The 16876-nt window shown below is 68.3% G+C and carries 15 protein-coding genes; 14 read left to right on the forward strand and 1 reads right to left on the reverse strand.

All coding sequences use genetic code 11. The features are described 5' to 3' along the window. Positions 1–2 precede the first annotated feature (2 nt). Positions 3–647, reverse strand: coding sequence for a UDP-N-acetylmuramate--alanine ligase (locus DID96_RS14290; protein WP_124599952.1), 645 nt, complete (start codon positions 645–647; stop codon positions 3–5). Positions 648–765: 118 nt separating this feature from the next. On the opposite strand from DID96_RS14290, the gene mpl reads away from it, so the two are divergent. The 14 genes from mpl (at position 766) to araH (ending at position 16857) form a co-directional block, all read left to right on the forward strand. Beyond that, positions 766–2295: a UDP-N-acetylmuramate:L-alanyl-gamma-D-glutamyl-meso-diaminopimelate ligase gene (mpl, locus tag DID96_RS14295; protein WP_311767747.1), complete on the forward strand. Its 1530-nt coding sequence runs from the start codon at positions 766–768 to the stop codon at positions 2293–2295. Continuing rightward, positions 2292–2861: a YqiA/YcfP family alpha/beta fold hydrolase gene (locus tag DID96_RS14300; protein ID WP_124599954.1), complete on the forward strand. Its 570-nt coding sequence runs from the start codon at positions 2292–2294 to the stop codon at positions 2859–2861. The genes mpl and DID96_RS14300 overlap by 4 nt, the downstream gene beginning before the upstream one ends. 84 nt (positions 2862–2945) lie before the next feature. Beyond that, positions 2946–5051: an RNB domain-containing ribonuclease gene (locus DID96_RS14305; protein ID WP_124599955.1), complete on the forward strand. Its 2106-nt coding sequence runs from the start codon at positions 2946–2948 to the stop codon at positions 5049–5051. Continuing rightward, positions 5048–5914: a shikimate dehydrogenase gene (gene aroE, locus DID96_RS14310; RefSeq protein ID WP_124599956.1), complete on the forward strand. Its 867-nt coding sequence runs from the start codon at positions 5048–5050 to the stop codon at positions 5912–5914. Before DID96_RS14305 ends, aroE begins: the two co-directional genes overlap by 4 nt. Before the next feature lie 17 nt (positions 5915–5931). Then, positions 5932–6669, forward strand: coding sequence for a monofunctional biosynthetic peptidoglycan transglycosylase (gene mtgA / locus DID96_RS14315; RefSeq protein WP_124599957.1), 738 nt, complete (start codon positions 5932–5934; stop codon positions 6667–6669). A gap of 429 nt (positions 6670–7098) precedes the next feature. Beyond that, entirely contained in the window at positions 7099–8715 is a 1617-nt protein-coding gene (locus DID96_RS14320; protein ID WP_185732256.1) for a S10 family peptidase, read from the forward strand. A 109-nt stretch (positions 8716–8824) separates the two neighbouring features. Then, positions 8825–9220, forward strand: a complete 396-nt coding sequence (locus DID96_RS14325; RefSeq protein ID WP_124599958.1) for an EF-hand domain-containing protein — start codon at positions 8825–8827, stop codon at positions 9218–9220. Between the two features lie 400 nt (positions 9221–9620). After that, entirely contained in the window at positions 9621–10523 is a 903-nt protein-coding gene (locus DID96_RS14330; RefSeq protein ID WP_124599959.1) for an IclR family transcriptional regulator, read from the forward strand. After that, on the forward strand, positions 10520–11545 hold the full coding sequence (locus DID96_RS14335) for a 2-dehydro-3-deoxygalactonokinase (RefSeq protein ID WP_124599960.1): 1026 nt from the start codon (positions 10520–10522) through the stop codon (positions 11543–11545). Before DID96_RS14330 ends, DID96_RS14335 begins: the two co-directional genes overlap by 4 nt. A 29-nt stretch (positions 11546–11574) precedes the next feature. Further along, entirely contained in the window at positions 11575–12252 is a 678-nt protein-coding gene (locus tag DID96_RS14340) for a 2-dehydro-3-deoxy-6-phosphogalactonate aldolase (protein ID WP_124599961.1), read from the forward strand. Then, a complete protein-coding gene (locus tag DID96_RS14345) occupies positions 12252–13031 on the forward strand; it encodes an SDR family oxidoreductase (protein ID WP_124599962.1) in 780 nt (259 codons plus the stop codon). The genes DID96_RS14340 and DID96_RS14345 overlap by 1 nt, the downstream gene beginning before the upstream one ends. A 157-nt stretch (positions 13032–13188) precedes the next feature. Beyond that, positions 13189–14184, forward strand: a complete 996-nt coding sequence (locus DID96_RS14350; protein ID WP_124599963.1) for an arabinose ABC transporter substrate-binding protein — start codon at positions 13189–13191, stop codon at positions 14182–14184. A 66-nt stretch (positions 14185–14250) separates the two neighbouring features. Beyond that, a complete protein-coding gene (gene araG, locus DID96_RS14355) occupies positions 14251–15762 on the forward strand; it encodes an L-arabinose ABC transporter ATP-binding protein AraG (RefSeq protein ID WP_124599964.1) in 1512 nt (503 codons plus the stop codon). A gap of 81 nt (positions 15763–15843) precedes the next feature. Continuing rightward, on the forward strand, positions 15844–16857 hold the full coding sequence (araH, locus tag DID96_RS14360; protein ID WP_124599965.1) for an L-arabinose ABC transporter permease AraH: 1014 nt from the start codon (positions 15844–15846) through the stop codon (positions 16855–16857). Positions 16858–16876: the final 19 nt, after the last annotated feature.

A 16876-nucleotide genomic window follows, 5' to 3' on the forward strand; every position in this document is an offset into this window, starting at 1 on the left:
GATCAGGTGGGTTCGGAACGGGCGTCATCCGCCTCGAGAAGCGCGCGCAGCGCGGCCGCATCGGCGCGCGGCAGCCGGCCGCGCGCATCGGCCTTCACCGCGCCGCGCAGGTCGTCGCTCGCATACAGCGCGACGTGGATGCCGACCGGCTCCGCGCCGCGCTGGCCGCGCCACAGGAAGCTGAGCGTCTCGACGTCGCGGCGGCCCGCGAAGTGGCGCGTCTCGGACACGTCGTACTGGACGTTCTGGTTCAGCAGCGAGATCGCGACGTCCTTCGGGTTGTCGGTAAACGTCTGCAGGTGAATGTCCGAATGCGCGTTCGCGGTGCCGTTCAGCACGGCGCCCGTCACATACGGCGTGAAGTCGGCGAGCCGGCGCATCCAGTCGAGCGCGACCTCGCGCAGGCGGCGCAATTCGTCCGGCTGCGTATCGCTCTGGAACAGCGCGAGGTATTCGCGCAGTTCTTCCTCCAGCTGGTCGTTATCCGGCAGCCATTCGCCAGCAACGCGCGAGTCGCCGAGCAATTGGCGGGCGGCCTTGCGCTTCGCGCTGGCGTAGTCCAGGCCGTCCTCCGCGACGAGACGCGCGGCGGCCTGGGCAATTTCCTCGCGGACGCGCCGCGGATCGACTAAGGGTTTGCGAGACATGATGCGGCAATCATACTCGATCGCCGAGCGGCCCGAACGCAGCCCGAACGCGGCCCGAACGCAGTGCGGCCGCCTGTCGCCGTGCGCTCGCGGCGTCCGTTCGCGTCGCCGGCCACGGCTGGCCGTCAGTTACAATAATGCTCTTTGTGTCGCGGCGACGAGCGCCGGCCGCGCGGCTTGTCCGGCGCGCCGCAGACCCTTCTTTCCGAATCGACGGCGCCCGGCGGCGCGAAAGCATTCACCTATGCACATCCACATTCTTGGCATCTGCGGCACCTTCATGGGCGGTCTGGCCGTTCTCGCGCGCGCGGCGGGGCATACGGTCACCGGCTGCGACGCGGGGGTCTATCCACCGATGAGCACGCAGCTCGAGGCACAGGGCATCCGGCTGATCGAAGGCTACGGTGCCGAGCAGATCGACCTGAAGCCCGACCTGTTCGTGATCGGCAACGTCGTGACGCGCGGCAATCCGCTGATGGAGGCGATCCTCGATCGCGGCCTGCCTTACGTGTCGGGCCCGCAGTGGCTCGGCGAGCACGTGCTGGCTGGCAAGTGGGTGCTCGCGGTCGCGGGCACGCACGGCAAGACGACGACGTCGTCGATGCTTGCGTGGCTGCTCGAGGACGCGGGCCTGAACCCGGGCTTCCTGATCGGCGGCGTGCCGCTGAACTTCGGCGTGTCGGCCCGGCTGACCGATTCGAGCTTCTTCGTGATCGAGGCCGACGAATACGACACCGCTTTCTTCGACAAGCGCTCGAAGTTCGTCCATTACCGGCCGCGCACCGCCGTGCTGAACAATCTCGAATTCGATCACGCCGACATCTTCCCGGATCTCGCCGCGATCGAAACGCAATTCCACCACCTCGTGCGCACCGTGCCGGGCGTCGGGCGGCTCGTGTCGAACGGCCGCGAGGACGCGCTCGAACGCGTGCTCACGCGCGGCTGCTGGAGCGAGGTCGAGCGCTTCGGCGTCGACGGCGGCTGGCAGGCGCTGCCCGCGGAGGACGGCGTGCCGGTCGACGAGCGCTTCGCCGTCTACTGGCGTGGCGAGCGGCTCGGCGAAGTCGCGTGGCAGGTGCAGGGCGAGCACAACCGGATGAACGCGCTCGCGGCGATCGCCGCCGCGCGCCACGTCGGCGTGCCGCCCGCGCAGGCGGCCGCGTCGCTCGCGTCGTTCCGCAACGTGAAGCGCCGCATGGAAGTGCGCGGCAGCGTGAACGGCGTGACCGTCTATGACGACTTCGCTCACCATCCGACCGCGATCGAAACCACGATCGCCGGCCTTCGCGCACGCATCGGCCGGCAAAATACCCGGATCCTCGCGGTGCTCGAGCCGCGTTCGAACACGATGAAGCTCGGCGTGATGAAGTCGCAACTGCCGGCGAGCCTCTCCGACGCCGACCTCGTGTTCGGCTACGGCGCGCCGGCCGGCCGCGACGCGCTCGGCTGGAACCTTGGCGAAGCGCTCGCGCCGCTCAGGGACAAAGCGCACGCGTTCGACGATCTGCATCTGCTGGTGAAGGCGGTCGCGGCGGCCGCGCGTCCGGGCGATCACGTGCTCGTGATGAGCAACGGCGGCTTCGGCGGCGTCCACCAGAAGCTGCTTGACGCACTCGAAGCGCTCGACGCCAGCGGGAGCCGCGCGTGATCCTCTACCTGCACGGCTTCCGCTCGTCGCCGCAGTCGATGAAGTCGCAGCTGCTCGCCGCGCGCATGGCCGAACTGGGCCGCGCCGGCGAATGGCGCTGTCCGTCGCTGTCGATGTCGCCGCTCGCGGCGATCGCGGCGGCGGAGGCCGAGGTCGCCGGCGCGCGCGACGTGACGGTGATCGGCAGCTCGCTCGGCGGCTACTATGCAACGTGGCTCGCCGAGCGGCACGGCTGGAAGGCGGTGGTGCTGAATCCGGCCACCGAGCCGCAGCGCGACCTCGAGCAGTATCTCGGCGAGCAGCCGCTGTGGCATGGCGGTGGCACGATCGTCGTCGAGCGGCATCATCTGGACGAACTGGACGCGCTGCACGTGCCGGCGATCACGCGCCCCGAGCGCTACTATCTGTTCGCGGCGAAGGGCGACGAAGTGCTCGACTATCGCGAGATGCTCGCCCATTATCCCGGCGCGAAAACCCGCGTGATCGACGGCAGCGATCACGGAATCAGCGAATTTGCCGACTATGTCGACGACGTTCTCGCATTTTGCGACGACAACGCGACATAAGCCGGCACCAGGTCATCGAACCCCCATCATCACGCGGCGCCGGCTATCGACGGCGGCGCCCGGCAGTCTGAACGAGAGTACTGAGTGAACGTTTTCTTCGAGGAATCGGGCAGTTTCAAGGCGGGCAGCGTGCTGTCGCGCCAGGGCGACGCGTTTCAGGTCGAGTTGCCCGGCGGGCGACGCGCGAAAGTGCGCGCGAAGGATGTGCTGATCGAATTCGAGAAGCCGGCCGCGGGCGAGCTGATGCAGCAGGCCGACGAGGCCGCGCAGCAGATCGACCTGGACTTCCTGTGGGAATGCGCGCCGGCCGAGGAATTCGCGTACGCGACGCTCGCCGACGAGTATTTCGGCGCAACGTACGGCCCGGTCGAGCGCGCGGCACTCGTGCTGCGCCTGCATGGCTCGCCCGTCTACTTCCGCCGCAAGGGGCGCGGCCAATACCAGCGCGCGCCGGAAGAGCAGCTCAAGATGGCGCTCGCGTCGCTCGAGCGCAAGCGCCAGCAGGCGCTCGTCCAGGCGCAGTACGAAGAGGAACTGAAGGCCGGCAAGCTGCCGGAGGCGTTCGACGGCAAGGTGCTCGGGCTGCTGACGCGCCCGGACAAGAACGCGATCGAGTACAAGGCGCTCGAGGCGGCGGCCGGCGCGCGCGGCGTGTCGCCGGCGCGGCTGATGCTCGACTGCGGCGGCATCGCGTCCGCGCGGGCGCTGCACGAGGCGCGCTTCCTCGCCGAATTCTTCCCGCACGGCACGGGTTTCCCGCCGGTGGCGGTCGGCAGCCTGCCGGACGACCTGCCGCGCGCGGACGTCAATGCGTTCTCGATCGACGACATCACGACGACCGAAATCGACGACGCGTTCTCGGTCGAGCACCTGGCCGACGGCCGCGTGCGGATCGGCGTGCACATCGCGGCGCCGGCGCTCGGCATCGTGCGCGGCGACGCGGTCGACGCGATCGCGCGCACGCGCCTGTCGACCGTCTACATGCCCGGCGACAAGATCACGATGCTGCCGGACGATGTCGTCGACGTGTTCACGCTGAAGGAGGGCGACTACCGCCCGGCGCTGTCGCTGTACATCATCGTGAACCGCGACACGCAGGAGATCGTCGCGAACGAGACGCGCGCGGAACTCGTGTTCGTGAAGAACAACCTGCGCCACAACACGCTCGACGAGCTCGTCACCGAAGAGACGCTCGCCGACGGTAGTGGCGACTATCCGCACAAGGACGACATCGCGGTGCTGTGGCCGCTCGCGCAGGCGCTGTTCGAGAAGCGCCAGCAGGCGCGCGCGGGCTACGGGCTCAAGCGGGAAGTGCAGCGCAACACCGACTACAACTTCTACGTCGACGGCGAACACGTGACGATCACGCCGCGCCGCCGCGGTTCGCCGCTCGACCTGATCGTGTCGGAGCTCGCGATTCTCGCGAACTCGACGTGGGGCGCGTTCCTGCACGATCACACGGTGCCCGGCATCTATCGCTCGCAGCGCGGCTTCGGCGCGCCGGGCCCGAAGCGCACGCGGATGCAGACGACGGCCGCGCCGCACGAAGGCCTCGGCGTGCCGCAGTACGCGTGGAGCACGTCGCCGCTGCGCCGCTACGTCGACCTCGTCAACCAGTGGCAGCTGCTCGCGTGCGTGCAGCATGGCGTCACCGCGAAGCTCGCCGCGCCGTTCAAGCCGAAGGATGCCGATCTGTACGCGGTCGTGCAGGGCTTCGACGACACTTATTCGGCCTACGCCGACTACCAGCGCCGGATGGAGTATTTCTGGTGTCTGCGCTGGCTCGTCCAGGAAGGCAAGCGGCAGGTCGTCGCGACCGTCGTGAAGGGCGACCTCGTGCGTCTCGAGGACGTGCCGCTGCTGCTGCACGTGCCGGCGCTCGGCGTCCACGCGCGCGGCACGCGCGTGCTGCTCGACGTGATGTCGATCGACGAGCTGACGATCGAGGCGTCGGTGCGCCTGCTCAACGTGCTCGACGCGCCGACGGTGTCGGGTGGCGAGGCGGCCGAGGAAGAGGAAGGCGAGAGCGACGAGAGCGTCGATGACGTGCTGCTCGACGCGGACGACACATCGGCGGAAGCCGAGGCCGAAGCGCTCGCCGAGGCAGACGCCGGCACGGCAGCCGGGGACGGCGATGGCGCCGCCGCCGGCGCCGAAAACAACAATGACGAGGAGGAGCGCGCATCATGAATTCGGCCGCGTCGACGGGCGGGCAAGACCGCTACGTCGTGTTCGGTAATCCGGTGGCACACAGCAAGTCGCCGTTCATCCACGCGCAGTTCGCGGCGCAGACGGGCGAGCCGGTCGCCTACGAGCACCGGCTCGCGCCCGTCGACGGCTTCGAGGCCGCCGTGCGCGCGTTCATCGCCGAAGGCGGGCGTGGCGCGAACGTGACGGTGCCGTTCAAGCTGGAGGCGCACGCGCTCGCCGACACGCTGTCGCCGCGCGCGGCAGCCGCCGGTGCGGTGAACACGCTGCGCTTCGATGCCGATGGCCGGATTCATGGCGACAACACCGATGGCGTCGGCCTCGTGCGCGACATCGAGACGAATCTCGGCATGCAGCTCGCCGGCGCGCGCATCCTGCTGCTCGGCGCGGGTGGCGCGGCGCGCGGCGTCGTGCTGCCGCTGCTCGATCGCGCGCCGCTGTCGATCACGATCGTGAACCGCACCGCGAGCAAGGCGGAAACGCTCGTCGGCCAGTTCACGCAGGCGGCGCACGACGCGGGCTGCACGCTGGCGGGCGGCGGCCCGGACACGATGCGTGCCGAGCCGTACGACGTGATCGTCAACGCGACTGCGGGCAGTCTCGACGCCGCGTTGCCGGAATGCGATCCGGCCGCGTTCGGCGCGGGCACGCTCGCGTACGACATGATGTACGGCGCGCAGCCGACCGTGTTCATGCAGCACGCGGCGTCGCACGGCGCACGTGTGGCGGACGGGCTCGGGATGCTCGTCGAACAGGCGGCCGAATCGTTCTTCGTCTGGCGCGGCGTGCGGCCGGACGGCGCGCCGGTGCTCGCCGCGCTGCGCCAGGCGCTCGCCGCGCACTGAACGGAGGCGCGCCGGCGGTGGTGGCGGTGAGCGGTGCGCAGCGCGCGCGGTCGGTCGGCCCGGCCCGCTGGCTCGTCTATGCGGGCTCGGTGTTCGCCGGCGCCTGGCTCGCGACCCAGCTGTTCTACTTCGCGCAGATCGCGATCTGGTCGGTCCTGAATCCGGGTTCGACCGCGTTCATGCGCACCGACGCGTGGTGGCTGTCGCGCGACAAGCCGCCCGCGTCGATCCAGCATCAATGGGTGCCGTACGACCAGATCTCGCGCAACCTGAAGCGCGCGATCATCGCGTCGGAGGACGCGACTTTCGCGACCAACAATGGCTACGACGTCGACGCGATCCTGCAGGCGTGGGAGCGGAACAAGGCGCGCGGCCGCATCGTCGCCGGCGGCTCGACGATCACGCAGCAGCTCGCGCGCAACCTGTTCCTGTCGCGCGAGAAGAGCTACATCCGCAAGGGGCAGGAGCTGATCATCACGTGGATGCTCGAGGCGCTGCTCGACAAGGAGCGGATCTTCGAGATCTACCTGAATTCCGTCGAATGGGGGCGCGGCGTGTATGGCGCCGACGCCGCCGCGCGCTACTACTACCGGATTCCCGCGAGCCGGCTGGGTGCGTGGCAGTCCGCGCGGCTCGCGGTGATGCTGCCGAAGCCGCGCTATTTCGATGCGCATCGCGGCACCGCTTACCAGGCGCAGCGCGCGGCCGTGATCGCCCGGCGCATGGGCGCAGCCGCGTTGCCGCAGACCGAGTGAGTGCGGCGGTTCCGCCCGCCTGTCCGTTCCGTCGTTACAACGTCTTTGTTGCGCTGCGACGAACACGCGCGCTTGTAAAACGTTTGCGCAATGTCTAGATGAATTCGTCTATTTCAGATTCCTGAGCAATGCCGGCGGGTGGTGCGCGTCTGTTTGCAGATATGTCCCGAATTCCTTGCGGGTTTAGCGGCAGCCGCTAAACAGGCACCTGTTTGAAAGACCGATGAAATGCAATGTTTCGGAACGCGAATCGATTCCGAAAGGTGTGCGCTGCATCGTCCGCCCTTCAAATATTTCCAAATTTTTCAAAGAGGGTCGGCTCGCGTATATTGGCCAGCGCCTCGGCTTATCGGCCGCGCATTCGAGGCGGGGGGCGGCTTATCCGGTCGCTCGACACAGAAAACGACATTCGAGAGAAGGAAAACAACGATGCCAGCGAGCAAAGCGAAGCTGTTATTTGGTGTGGTTCTCTCTTCGCTGATTCTGGCGGCGTGCAACGGAGACGACGTGACGTCGCCCTCCGGTTCCGCAAGTGCCGACAGCTCAGCCGATCCCGCCGCCCAGGCGGACAAGCCGTACAACGATCCCAACAGTTATTCCTCGAGTCCGACCGCGTCGATCGACGCGTCCGCCGCGCTTGAACGCGCGGCCGTCACGCATCATCAGATCACGCTGAACGGCAAGACGATCCGCTACACGGCGACGACCGGCCACCTTACCGCACGCAATCCGCAGACGGGCGCGCCGGAAGCGTCGTTCTTCTACGTCGCGTATACGGCCGACAACCAGCCGGCGGCGAAGCGGCCGGTCACGTTCCTGTACAACGGCGGCCCCGGTTCCGCGTCGGTGTGGCTGCATCTCGGCTCGTTCGGCCCGCGACGCGTGCAGACCGGCGACCCGAACGCGAACACGTCGTCGTTCCCGTTCGTCGACAACGCGGAGAGCCTGCTCGACACGACCGATCTCGTGTTCGTCGATGCGATCGGCACCGGCTACTCCGAAGCGATCGCGCCGAACACGAACCAGAGCTTCTGGGGCGTCGACGAGGACGCGGGCGCGTTCCGCGACTTCGTGATGCGCTACCTGGCGGTGAACCAGCGCAACGACTCGCCGAAGTACCTGTTCGGCGAATCGTACGGCACGCCTCGCACGGACGTGCTCGCGAACCTGCTCGAGACTGCCGGCGTGAATCTCGCGGGCATCGTGCTGCAGTCGTCGATTCTCGACTACAACACCAACTGCGACATGGCGAGCAACAACATCGGCAACTCGAACAACGGTTCGAGCCCGGTGAGCTGCGCGGGCTTCGTGCCGAGCTACGGCACGGTCGGCGCGTACTACCAGCTCGACAATCCGAACCCGTCGAGCCTGCCGCCGTATGCGGACCAGATGCGCATGCTGACGGCCGGCTCGTACGTGCCGGCGGTGAACGCGTATCTCGCGAGCCATACGCCGCCGCCGAGCGGTCTCGTCACGACGATGGCGAACGCGACGGGCGTGAAGGCGTCGCTGTGGAATGCCGATTTCAACGTGGTGCCGACCTTCTTCGACAACAGCTACCAGCTGTCGCTGATTCCGGGCACGCTGATCGGCCGCTACGATGCGCGCGTGAACGTGCCGCTGTCGAGCCCGCTCGCGGCGGACGGCGATCCGTCGAGCTCGTTCATCACGAAGCCGTTCACCGACACGATCGGCCGCTACCTGCCGGGCGAGCTGAAGTACTCGGCGCAATCGGCCTATTCTGTAAGCAGCGATGCGATCCAGACGTGGGACTGGAGTCACGACGGGCTCGCGATGCCCGACACGATCCCCGATCTTGCCGCGGCGCTGACGCTGAATCCGGCGCTGAAGGTGTTGTCGCTGAACGGGTATCACGACATCGCGACGCCGTTCTACCAGACGGAGCTCGATCTCGCGCGGCTCGGGTCGCAGCGGAACCTGACGATCAAGGACTATCAGGGTGGACACATGGTCTATCTCGACGATACGTCGCGCCCGCAGGAGAAAGCCGACCTGGTGACCTTCTACAACGCGGCCGCGCATTGATGCGATGCGCGTAACCGGCGACAGGCATCCGGCGGCGTGCGTCCATGGCGCCGTCCGCCGGATGCCCGTCGCCGGCCGTCGACGACCTCATTCCAGACTGGAGCCTGACATGAAGAAGCGATTTTTCGTCGTTGCCGCGGCGCTCGCGTGCGGGAGCATCGTGACGTCCGTGTCCGCAGTCGCACAGGCGAGCGACGCGACGCCCGTGCGTTCCCGCCAGGCGCAACTCGGCGATCCGTACGTGCCGCCCGCCGCGCGCAAGCCGACCGCGGGCACGCAGACGACCGGCGCCGCGCTGCACGCGCAGGTGGTGGCCAAGCTCGCGCGGCAGTTCCGTGCGGCCGACACGCAGAACACCGGCACGGTGAGCGAAGCGCAGGCGCGCGCGGCGGGGCTCGGCTACGTCGCGAACCACTTCAAGCAGATCGACTCGACCGGCAGCGGACGCGTGTCGTTCAGCGACGTGCAGCGCTACATGCAACAGCAGGGCGCGAGCCAGCAGTAACGGCCGCGCAGTAATGACCTGCCAGTAACGACTTCCTGCACCGGAAAACGGGGACGGGCCCGCGGCGGATCGCGGGCACCGACGCCGTCACCACGGGCGCGCAGTTCATCGCTGCGCGCCCGTTTTTTTTCAGCGTCACACTACATCGATCCATTCAATCTCAATATCTGGGCAACGCATTCAAATATTGGAGATGAATGCGTGCGCTCCTACAATCCGAAGCACATCGACAAGCTTCGGACCCACGCATCGCGCGGCGCCCGACGCACACGGAGACACTTTCCATGACGTTCGCCGGGCGCTTTCCTCGGTGCATCGACCACCGCCGTCGCGCGGTGCCGGGCCACGGTCCGGCCCGTGCGCGAGCGGTATCCGCGATTCCGTTGAAGACCGTCCGCTCATGACCAAGATGCCCGTATCCCTTGCCCTCGACGGCCGCCGCCCGGTAGTGGACGACGCGCCGGCGCTCACCGACAGCATCGGCGCGACCAGCACGCCGCTCGATCTTGCCGCGCAGCAGGCCGGCACGCAGACGCTGCTGCGCGGCCTCGCGATCCTCGAAGCGATCGCGAACGGCGCGCGCGACATGCGCTCGATCGCCGCCGCGCTCGGCACGACGCGCAGCACCACGCACCGTCTCGTCAGCAGCCTCGTGCAGGCGCGCTACCTGCGCCAGGTGCAGGGCGGCTACCTGCTCGGCCCGAAGCTGATCGAGCTCGGCACGATCGCGCTCGAGCAGATGCCGCTGACCGCGGTCGCGCGGCCGCATCTCGAAGCACTCGCCGAAGCGACGCTCGACACGATCCACCTCGGCGTGCGCGACGGCGACGACGTGCTCTACATCGACAAGATTCCCGGCACCCGCGGGCTCGAGATGCGCTCGCGGGTCGGCCACCGGATGCCGCTCGCGTCGACCGGCATCGGCAAGGCGATGATGCTCGACCTCGATCCCGACGGATGGCACGCGCTGTTCGACGCCGCGCGGCGCGCACTCGCCGGCGTGAACTTCAAGCCTGATCGCCGGCCGGATGCGAGCGCGTTCCTGCAGCGCATGGCGCATTACGCAGCCGGCGGCTACACGTTCGATCTCGAGGAGAACGAAGCGTCGATCCGCTGCGTTGCCGCGCCGATCCGCGATGCGTCCGGCGCGATCGTCGCAGCGGTGTCGGTCGCGAGCACGATTCCGTATATGCCGCACGACCGGATGGACGAACTGATTCCGCTCGTGCAGCGCGAAGCGCGAGCCATTTCCGCGGAACTGGGCTGGAGCCCGCCGCAGGGTACACGCAGGATCAAACGATGACGAATCCGACCCGGACCGCTCCGGAAACCTTCACCGCCGTCCCGTCGCTGATCGCGCTCGACTGGGGGACGACGTCGCTGCGCGCGTATCTGTACGACGCGCACGGCGCGTTGCTCGCGACGAAGAGTCGCGCGGCGGGCGTGATGCACGTGCCGGCCGGCGGCGCGCGCGCGTTCGACGCCGTGTTCGAGGACGTGTGCGGCGACTGGCTCGATCGTGCGCCCGGCGTGCCGGTGCTGGCCGCCGGCATGGTCGGCAGCGCGCAGGGCTGGCGCGCCGCGCCGTATGTCGCGTTGCCCGCGGACGCCGATGCGCTCGTCGCAGGCATCGTCGCGGTCGACACCGCGCGCGGCACGACCGTGTCGATCGTGCCGGGCGTGATCGCGACGGGCGAGCTGCCCGACGTGATGCGCGGCGAAGAAACGCAGATATTAGGCGCACTCGCCGACGTGGCTACGTTTGATGTCGATCGTTCAGGGGTACTGATCGGCTTGCCGGGTACGCACGCAAAATGGGCGTGGGTGAAGGACGGCCTGATCGAACGCTTCCAGACCTTCATGACGGGCGAGCTGTTCGCGGTGCTGCGCGATCACACGATACTCGGCCGCACGATGCGTGCGCCCGAAGCGCCGGATCGCGACGCGTTCCTGCGCGGCGTGGCGGTCGCGCGCGGCGCGCAGCGCGCCGGCGTGCTGGCGACGATTTTCAGCACGCGCACGCTCGGCCTGACCGGGCGCCTCGCGCCCGACGCGCAGGGCGATTACCTGTCCGGCTTGCTGATCGGTCATGAGCTGGGCGCGCTCGACGCGATGCTCGCGGAGCGCGGCACGACGCTCGCGCACGAACCGATGCTGCTGATCGGCGACGACGGCCTGTGCGCCCGCTACGTCGACGCGCTGCACGCATTTGGCTGCGTGCAGGTGCGGGTTGCCGCGCATGCGACCGAGCGCGGCCTGTGGCAGATCGCGTCGCGCGCGGGGCTCGTCCGCGCGGACAACGCGCCGGTTTGCGCCAATCAATGAACCTGACCGTTTGCGGAGGAAAGCCCTTCATGTCGTCCGAACTCACGCTGCCCGCGCCGTACACGCCGCATCCCGCGCTGATGCGCGCGTTCGATGCGTGCCCGCTGATCGCGATCCTGCGCGGCATCACGCCTGCCGAAGCGGCCGCGCACGGCCACGCGCTCTACGAAGCGGGCTTTCGCATCGTCGAGGTGCCGCTCAATTCGCCGGATCCGTTCGACAGCATTGCTGCACTGCGCCGCGCGCTGCCTGACGACGCGATCGTAGGCGCCGGCACCGTGCTGCGGCCCGAATACGTCGACCGCGTGCAGGACGCGGGCGGCGCGTTGATCGTGATGCCGCACAGCGACGGCGCGGTGATCCGCCGCGCGCGCGAACTGGGCCTCGCGAGCGCGCCGGGCGTCGCAACGCCGACCGAAGCGTTCGCCGCGCTGGCGAACGGTGCGGACGTGCTGAAGATGTTCCCCGCCGAGCAGCTGGGCGTGGCGGTCGTGAATGCATGGCGCGCAGTGATCGATCGTGAGGTGCCGCTGGTTCCGGTCGGTGGCGTGACGCCCGACAACATGCAGCCGTTTCTTGCGGCCGGCGCGAGCGGCTTCGGGCTCGGCTCGGCGCTGTACCGGCCCGGCCAGGCCGCCGACGCGACCGCGGCGAACGCGCGTGCGTTCCAGGCCGGCCTGCGCGCGGCGCGCGGCGGAGCCGCGTAATGAAGCGCCTCGCGGGCAAGGTCGCGATGGTGACGGGCGCGGGCCGCGGGATCGGCGCGTCGATCGCGCACGCGTTTGCGCGCGAGGGCGCAGCGGTCGCACTCGTCGATCTCGATCTCCCGCAGGCACGCGCGAGTGCGGACGTAATCGCGTGCGAAGTCGACGGCGCACACGTTCTGCCGCTGCACGCGGATGTCACGCACCAGGACTCGGTGCGCGACGCGCTCGTGCAGACCGAAGCAGCGCTCGGGCCGCTCGACGTGCTCGTCAATAACGCGGGCATCAATGTGTTCTGCGATCCGCTGACGATGACCGACGACGACTGGCGGCGCTGCTTCGCGGTCGATCTCGACGGCGTGTGGCACGGCTGCCGCGCGGCGTTGCCGGGAATGGTGGAACGCGGGCGCGGCAGCATCGTGAACATCGCGTCGACCCATGCATTCCGGATCATCCCCGGCTGCTTTCCGTACCCGGTCGCGAAGCATGGCGTGCTCGGGCTCACGCGCGCACTCGGGATCGAATACGCGGCGCGCAACGTGCGCGTGAACGCGATTGCGCCGGGCTACATCGACACGCAGCTCACGCGCGACTGGTGGGATGCGCAGCCGGACCCGGCTGCCTCGCGGGCCGGCACGCTTGCGCTGCAGCCGATGAAACGGATCGGCAAGCCGGAAGAAGTGGCGATGACGGCCGTATTCCTCGCGTCGGACGAGGCGCCGTTCATCAACGCGACCTGCATCACCATCGATGGCGGGCGCGCGGCGCTGTACCACGACTGAAGGACGCGAAGGACGCGAGGCACTCGAAGGACCCGAAAGGCTTGCAGGACCTGAAGGACCGAATCGAAAGACCGCAGCGCGAGATGGCCGCGTGCGCGCTGCGTCGACACAAACAGGCGGCCGTATTCCGATCGATGAAGACAAGGAGACACTGGAGATGAAACGCAGAACATTCGTCACGCTCGCTGCCGCGACCGCGGTGCTGATCGGCAGCCCGCTCGCGCACGCGGCCGACCCGGTCAAGATCGGCTTTCTCGTGAAGCAGCCGGAGGAGCCGTGGTTCCAGGACGAGTGGAAGTTCGCGGAGATCGCCGCGAAAGACAAGGGCTTCACGCTCGTGAAGATCGGTGCGCCGTCCGGCGAGAAGGTGATGAGCGCGATCGACAACCTCGCCGCGCAGAAGGTGCAGGGCTTCATCATCTGCACGCCTGACGTGAAGCTCGGACCGGGCATCGTCGCGAAGGCGAAGTCGCACAACCTGAAGATGATGACGGTCGACGACCGCCTCGTCGATGGCGCCGGCAAGCCGCTCGACGCGGTGCCGCACATGGGCATTTCCGCGTACAACATCGGCAAGCAGGTCGGCGACGGCATCGCGGCCGAGATCAAGAAGCGCGGCTGGAACATGAAGGAGGTCGGTGCGATCGACATCACCTACGAGCAGCTGCCGACCGCGCATGACCGCACGAGTGGCGCGACCGACGCGCTCGTCGCCGCGGGCTTCCCGAAGGCCAACGTGATCGCCGCGCCGCAGGCGAAGACCGACACCGAGAACGCGTTCAACGCCGCGAACATCGCGCTCACGAAGAACCCGCAGTTCAAGCACTGGGTCGCATACGGCCTCAACGACGAAGCGGTGCTCGGCGCGGTGCGCGCGGCCGAAGGGCGCGGCTTCAAGGCCGCCGACATGATCGGCATCGGCATCGGCGGCTCCGACTCGGCGCTGAGCGAGTTCAAGAAGCCGCAGCCGACCGGCTTCTTCGGCACCGTGATCATCAGCCCGAAACGCCACGGCGAAGAAACCTCGGACCTGATGTACGCATGGATCACGCAGGGCAAGGCGCCGCCGCCGCTCACGCTGACGACCGGCATGCTCGCGACGCGCGAGAACGTCGGCAAGGTGCGCGACGAGATGGGGCTCGCGTCGAAGTAACCGTCCCGCTCGGCTGCCGCGCGCTGCGGCGGCCGACGGTCGATCGATCGTAACTGGAGAGGCGAAGTGTCAGCGGCACTGCGTTTTGACAATATCGGCAAGGTGTTTCCCGGCGTGCGCGCACTCGACGGCATTTCGTTCGACGTGCAGGCGGGCGAGGTGCACGGCCTGATGGGCGAGAACGGCGCGGGCAAGTCGACGCTGCTGAAGATTCTCGGCGGCGAATATCAGCCCGATGCGGGCGGCGTGCTGGTCGACGGCCGGCCCGTGCATTTTGCGAATGCGGCGGCGTCGATCGCGGCCGGCATCGCGGTGATCCACCAGGAGCTGCAGTACGTGCCCGACCTGACGGTCGCGGAGAACCTGCTGCTAGGCCGCCTGCCGAATGCGTTCGGCTGGGTGAGGAAGGGCGACGCGAAGCGCTACGTGCGCGAGCGGCTCGCGGCGATGGGCGTGGATCTGGATCCCGATGCGAAGCTCGGCCGGCTGTCGATCGCGCAGCGGCAGATGGTCGAGATCTGCAAGGCGCTGATGCGCAACGCGCGCGTGATCGCGCTCGACGAGCCGACGAGCTCGCTGTCGCACCGCGAGACCGAGGTGCTGTTCAAGCTCGTCGACGACCTGCGCGCCGACGGCCGCGCGCTGATCTACATCTCGCACCGGATGGACGAGATCTACCGGCTGTGCGACGCGTGCACGATCTTTCGCGACGGCCGCCGGATCGCGTCGCACGCATCGCTCGCCGACGTGCCGCGCGAGCGCCTCGTCGCGGAGATGGTCGGGCGCGAGATCGCCGACATCTATCACTACGCGCCGCGCGAGCTCGGCGACGTGCGCCTGTCGGTCGACGGAATCGAGGGCGACGCGCTGCGCGCGCCGGCGAGCTTCGCGGTGCGCGCAGGCGAGATCGTCGGCTTCTTCGGGCTCGTCGGCGCGGGGCGCAGCGAGCTGATGCGGCTCGTCTATGGCGCCGATCGCAAGCGCGCGGGCACGCTCGCGCTCGACGGCGCGCGCATCGACGTGAAGCGCACCGGCGACGCGATCCGCCACGGCATCGTGCTGTGCCCGGAGGACCGCAAGGAGGAAGGGATCATCGCGATGGCATCGGTCGCGGAGAACATCAACATCAGCTGCCGCCGGCATTCGCTGCGCGCGGGCCTGTTCATCGACCGCAGGACCGAGAACGAAACGGCCGACCGCTTCATCCAGCGGCTGAAGATCAAGACGCCGAGCCGTCGGCAGAAGATCCGCTTCCTGTCGGGCGGCAACCAGCAGAAGGCGATCCTGTCGCGCTGGCTCGCGGAGCCCGACCTGAAGGTCGTGATCCTCGACGAGCCGACCCGCGGCATCGACGTCGGCGCGAAGCACGAGATCTACGACGTGATCTACCGGCTCGCGGAGCGCGGCTGCGCGATCGTGATGGTGTCGTCGGAACTGCCGGAAGTGCTCGGCGTGTCCGATCGCATCGTCGTGATGCGCGAAGGGCGCATCGCGGGCGAGTTGCCGCGCGCGCAGGCGAACGAGCATGCGGTGCTGAGCCTTGCGCTGCCGCAGTCGAGCGCCGCACAGGCAGCCTGAATCCACCGCCATCCACCACGACATTCGTTTCGATCCCGCGCGGCCGTTGCGCCGCGCGATGCAGGAGCAGGAGACATGACCATGCAAGTGAGAGAAAACCTCGCCAGCGCCGCCGTGAAGCCGGCCGCCGACGCGCTGGCACCGCAGAACGACCGCCAGAAATGGTGGCAGCAGCTCGCCGAGTACAGCCTGATCGCGATCTTCGCGGTGATGTTCGTCACGATGTCGCTGACCGTCGATCACTTCTTCTCGATCGACAACATGCTCGGCCTCGCGCTGTCGATCTCGCAGATCGGGATGGTCGCGTGCACGATGATGTTCTGTCTCGCGTCGCGCGACTTCGATCTGTCGATCGGCTCGACCATCGCGTTCTCGGGCGTGCTGTGCGCGATGGTGCTCAACGCGACCGGCAACACGTTCGTCGCGATCGTCGCGGCGGTCGCGGCCGGCGCGGCGATCGGCTTCGTCAACGGCGCGGTGATCGCGTACCTGCGCATCAACGCGCTGATCACGACGCTCGCGACGATGGAGATCGTGCGCGGGCTCGGCTTCATCGTGTCGAAGGGGCAGGCCGTCGGCGTGTCGTCCGATACCTTCATCGCGTTGGGCGGGCTGACGATGTTCGGCATCTCGCTGCCGATCTGGGTCACGCTGCTGTGCTTCATCGTGTTCGGCGTGCTGCTGAACCAGACCGTCTACGGCCGCAACACGCTCGCGATCGGCGGCAACCCCGAGGCGTCGCGGCTCGCGGGGATCAACGTCGAGCGCACGCGCGTCTACATCTTCCTGATCCAGGGCGCGGTGACCGCGCTCGCGGGCGTGATCCTCGCATCGCGCATCACGTCGGGCCAGCCGAATGCCGCGCAGGGCTTCGAGCTGAACGTGATCTCCGCGTGCGTGCTCGGCGGCGTGTCGCTGCTGGGCGGCCGCGCGACGATCTCGGGCGTCGTGATCGGCGTGCTGATCATGGGCACCGTCGAGAACGTGATGAACCTGCTGAACATCGACGCGTTCTACCAGTACCTCGTGCGCGGCGCGATCCTGCTCGCGGCCGTGCTGCTCGACCAGCTGAAGAACCGCGGCGCGCGCGACTGATCCCATGGAGGCGACCGGC

This window comes from Burkholderia sp. Bp8963 (assembly GCF_003854275.1).
Lineage (GTDB): Bacteria > Pseudomonadota > Gammaproteobacteria > Burkholderiales > Burkholderiaceae > Burkholderia.

Coding starts and splice junctions, on each gene's coding strand:
- DID96_RS14350 (WP_124599963.1), top strand. CDS start 13,189: ATGAAACGCAGAACATTCGTCACGCTCGCTGCCGCGACCGCGGTGCTG.
- DID96_RS14290 (WP_124599952.1), bottom strand. CDS start 647: ATGTCTCGCAAACCCTTAGTCGATCCGCGGCGCGTCCGCGAGGAAATT.
- araH (WP_124599965.1), top strand. CDS start 15,844: ATGCAAGTGAGAGAAAACCTCGCCAGCGCCGCCGTGAAGCCGGCCGCC.
- DID96_RS14330 (WP_124599959.1), top strand. CDS start 9,621: ATGACCAAGATGCCCGTATCCCTTGCCCTCGACGGCCGCCGCCCGGTA.
- DID96_RS14340 (WP_124599961.1), top strand. CDS start 11,575: ATGTCGTCCGAACTCACGCTGCCCGCGCCGTACACGCCGCATCCCGCG.
- DID96_RS14335 (WP_124599960.1), top strand. CDS start 10,520: ATGACGAATCCGACCCGGACCGCTCCGGAAACCTTCACCGCCGTCCCG.
- aroE (WP_124599956.1), top strand. CDS start 5,048: ATGAATTCGGCCGCGTCGACGGGCGGGCAAGACCGCTACGTCGTGTTC.
- DID96_RS14325 (WP_124599958.1), top strand. CDS start 8,825: ATGAAGAAGCGATTTTTCGTCGTTGCCGCGGCGCTCGCGTGCGGGAGC.
- DID96_RS14320 (WP_185732256.1), top strand. CDS start 7,099: ATGCCAGCGAGCAAAGCGAAGCTGTTATTTGGTGTGGTTCTCTCTTCG.
- DID96_RS14345 (WP_124599962.1), top strand. CDS start 12,252: ATGAAGCGCCTCGCGGGCAAGGTCGCGATGGTGACGGGCGCGGGCCGC.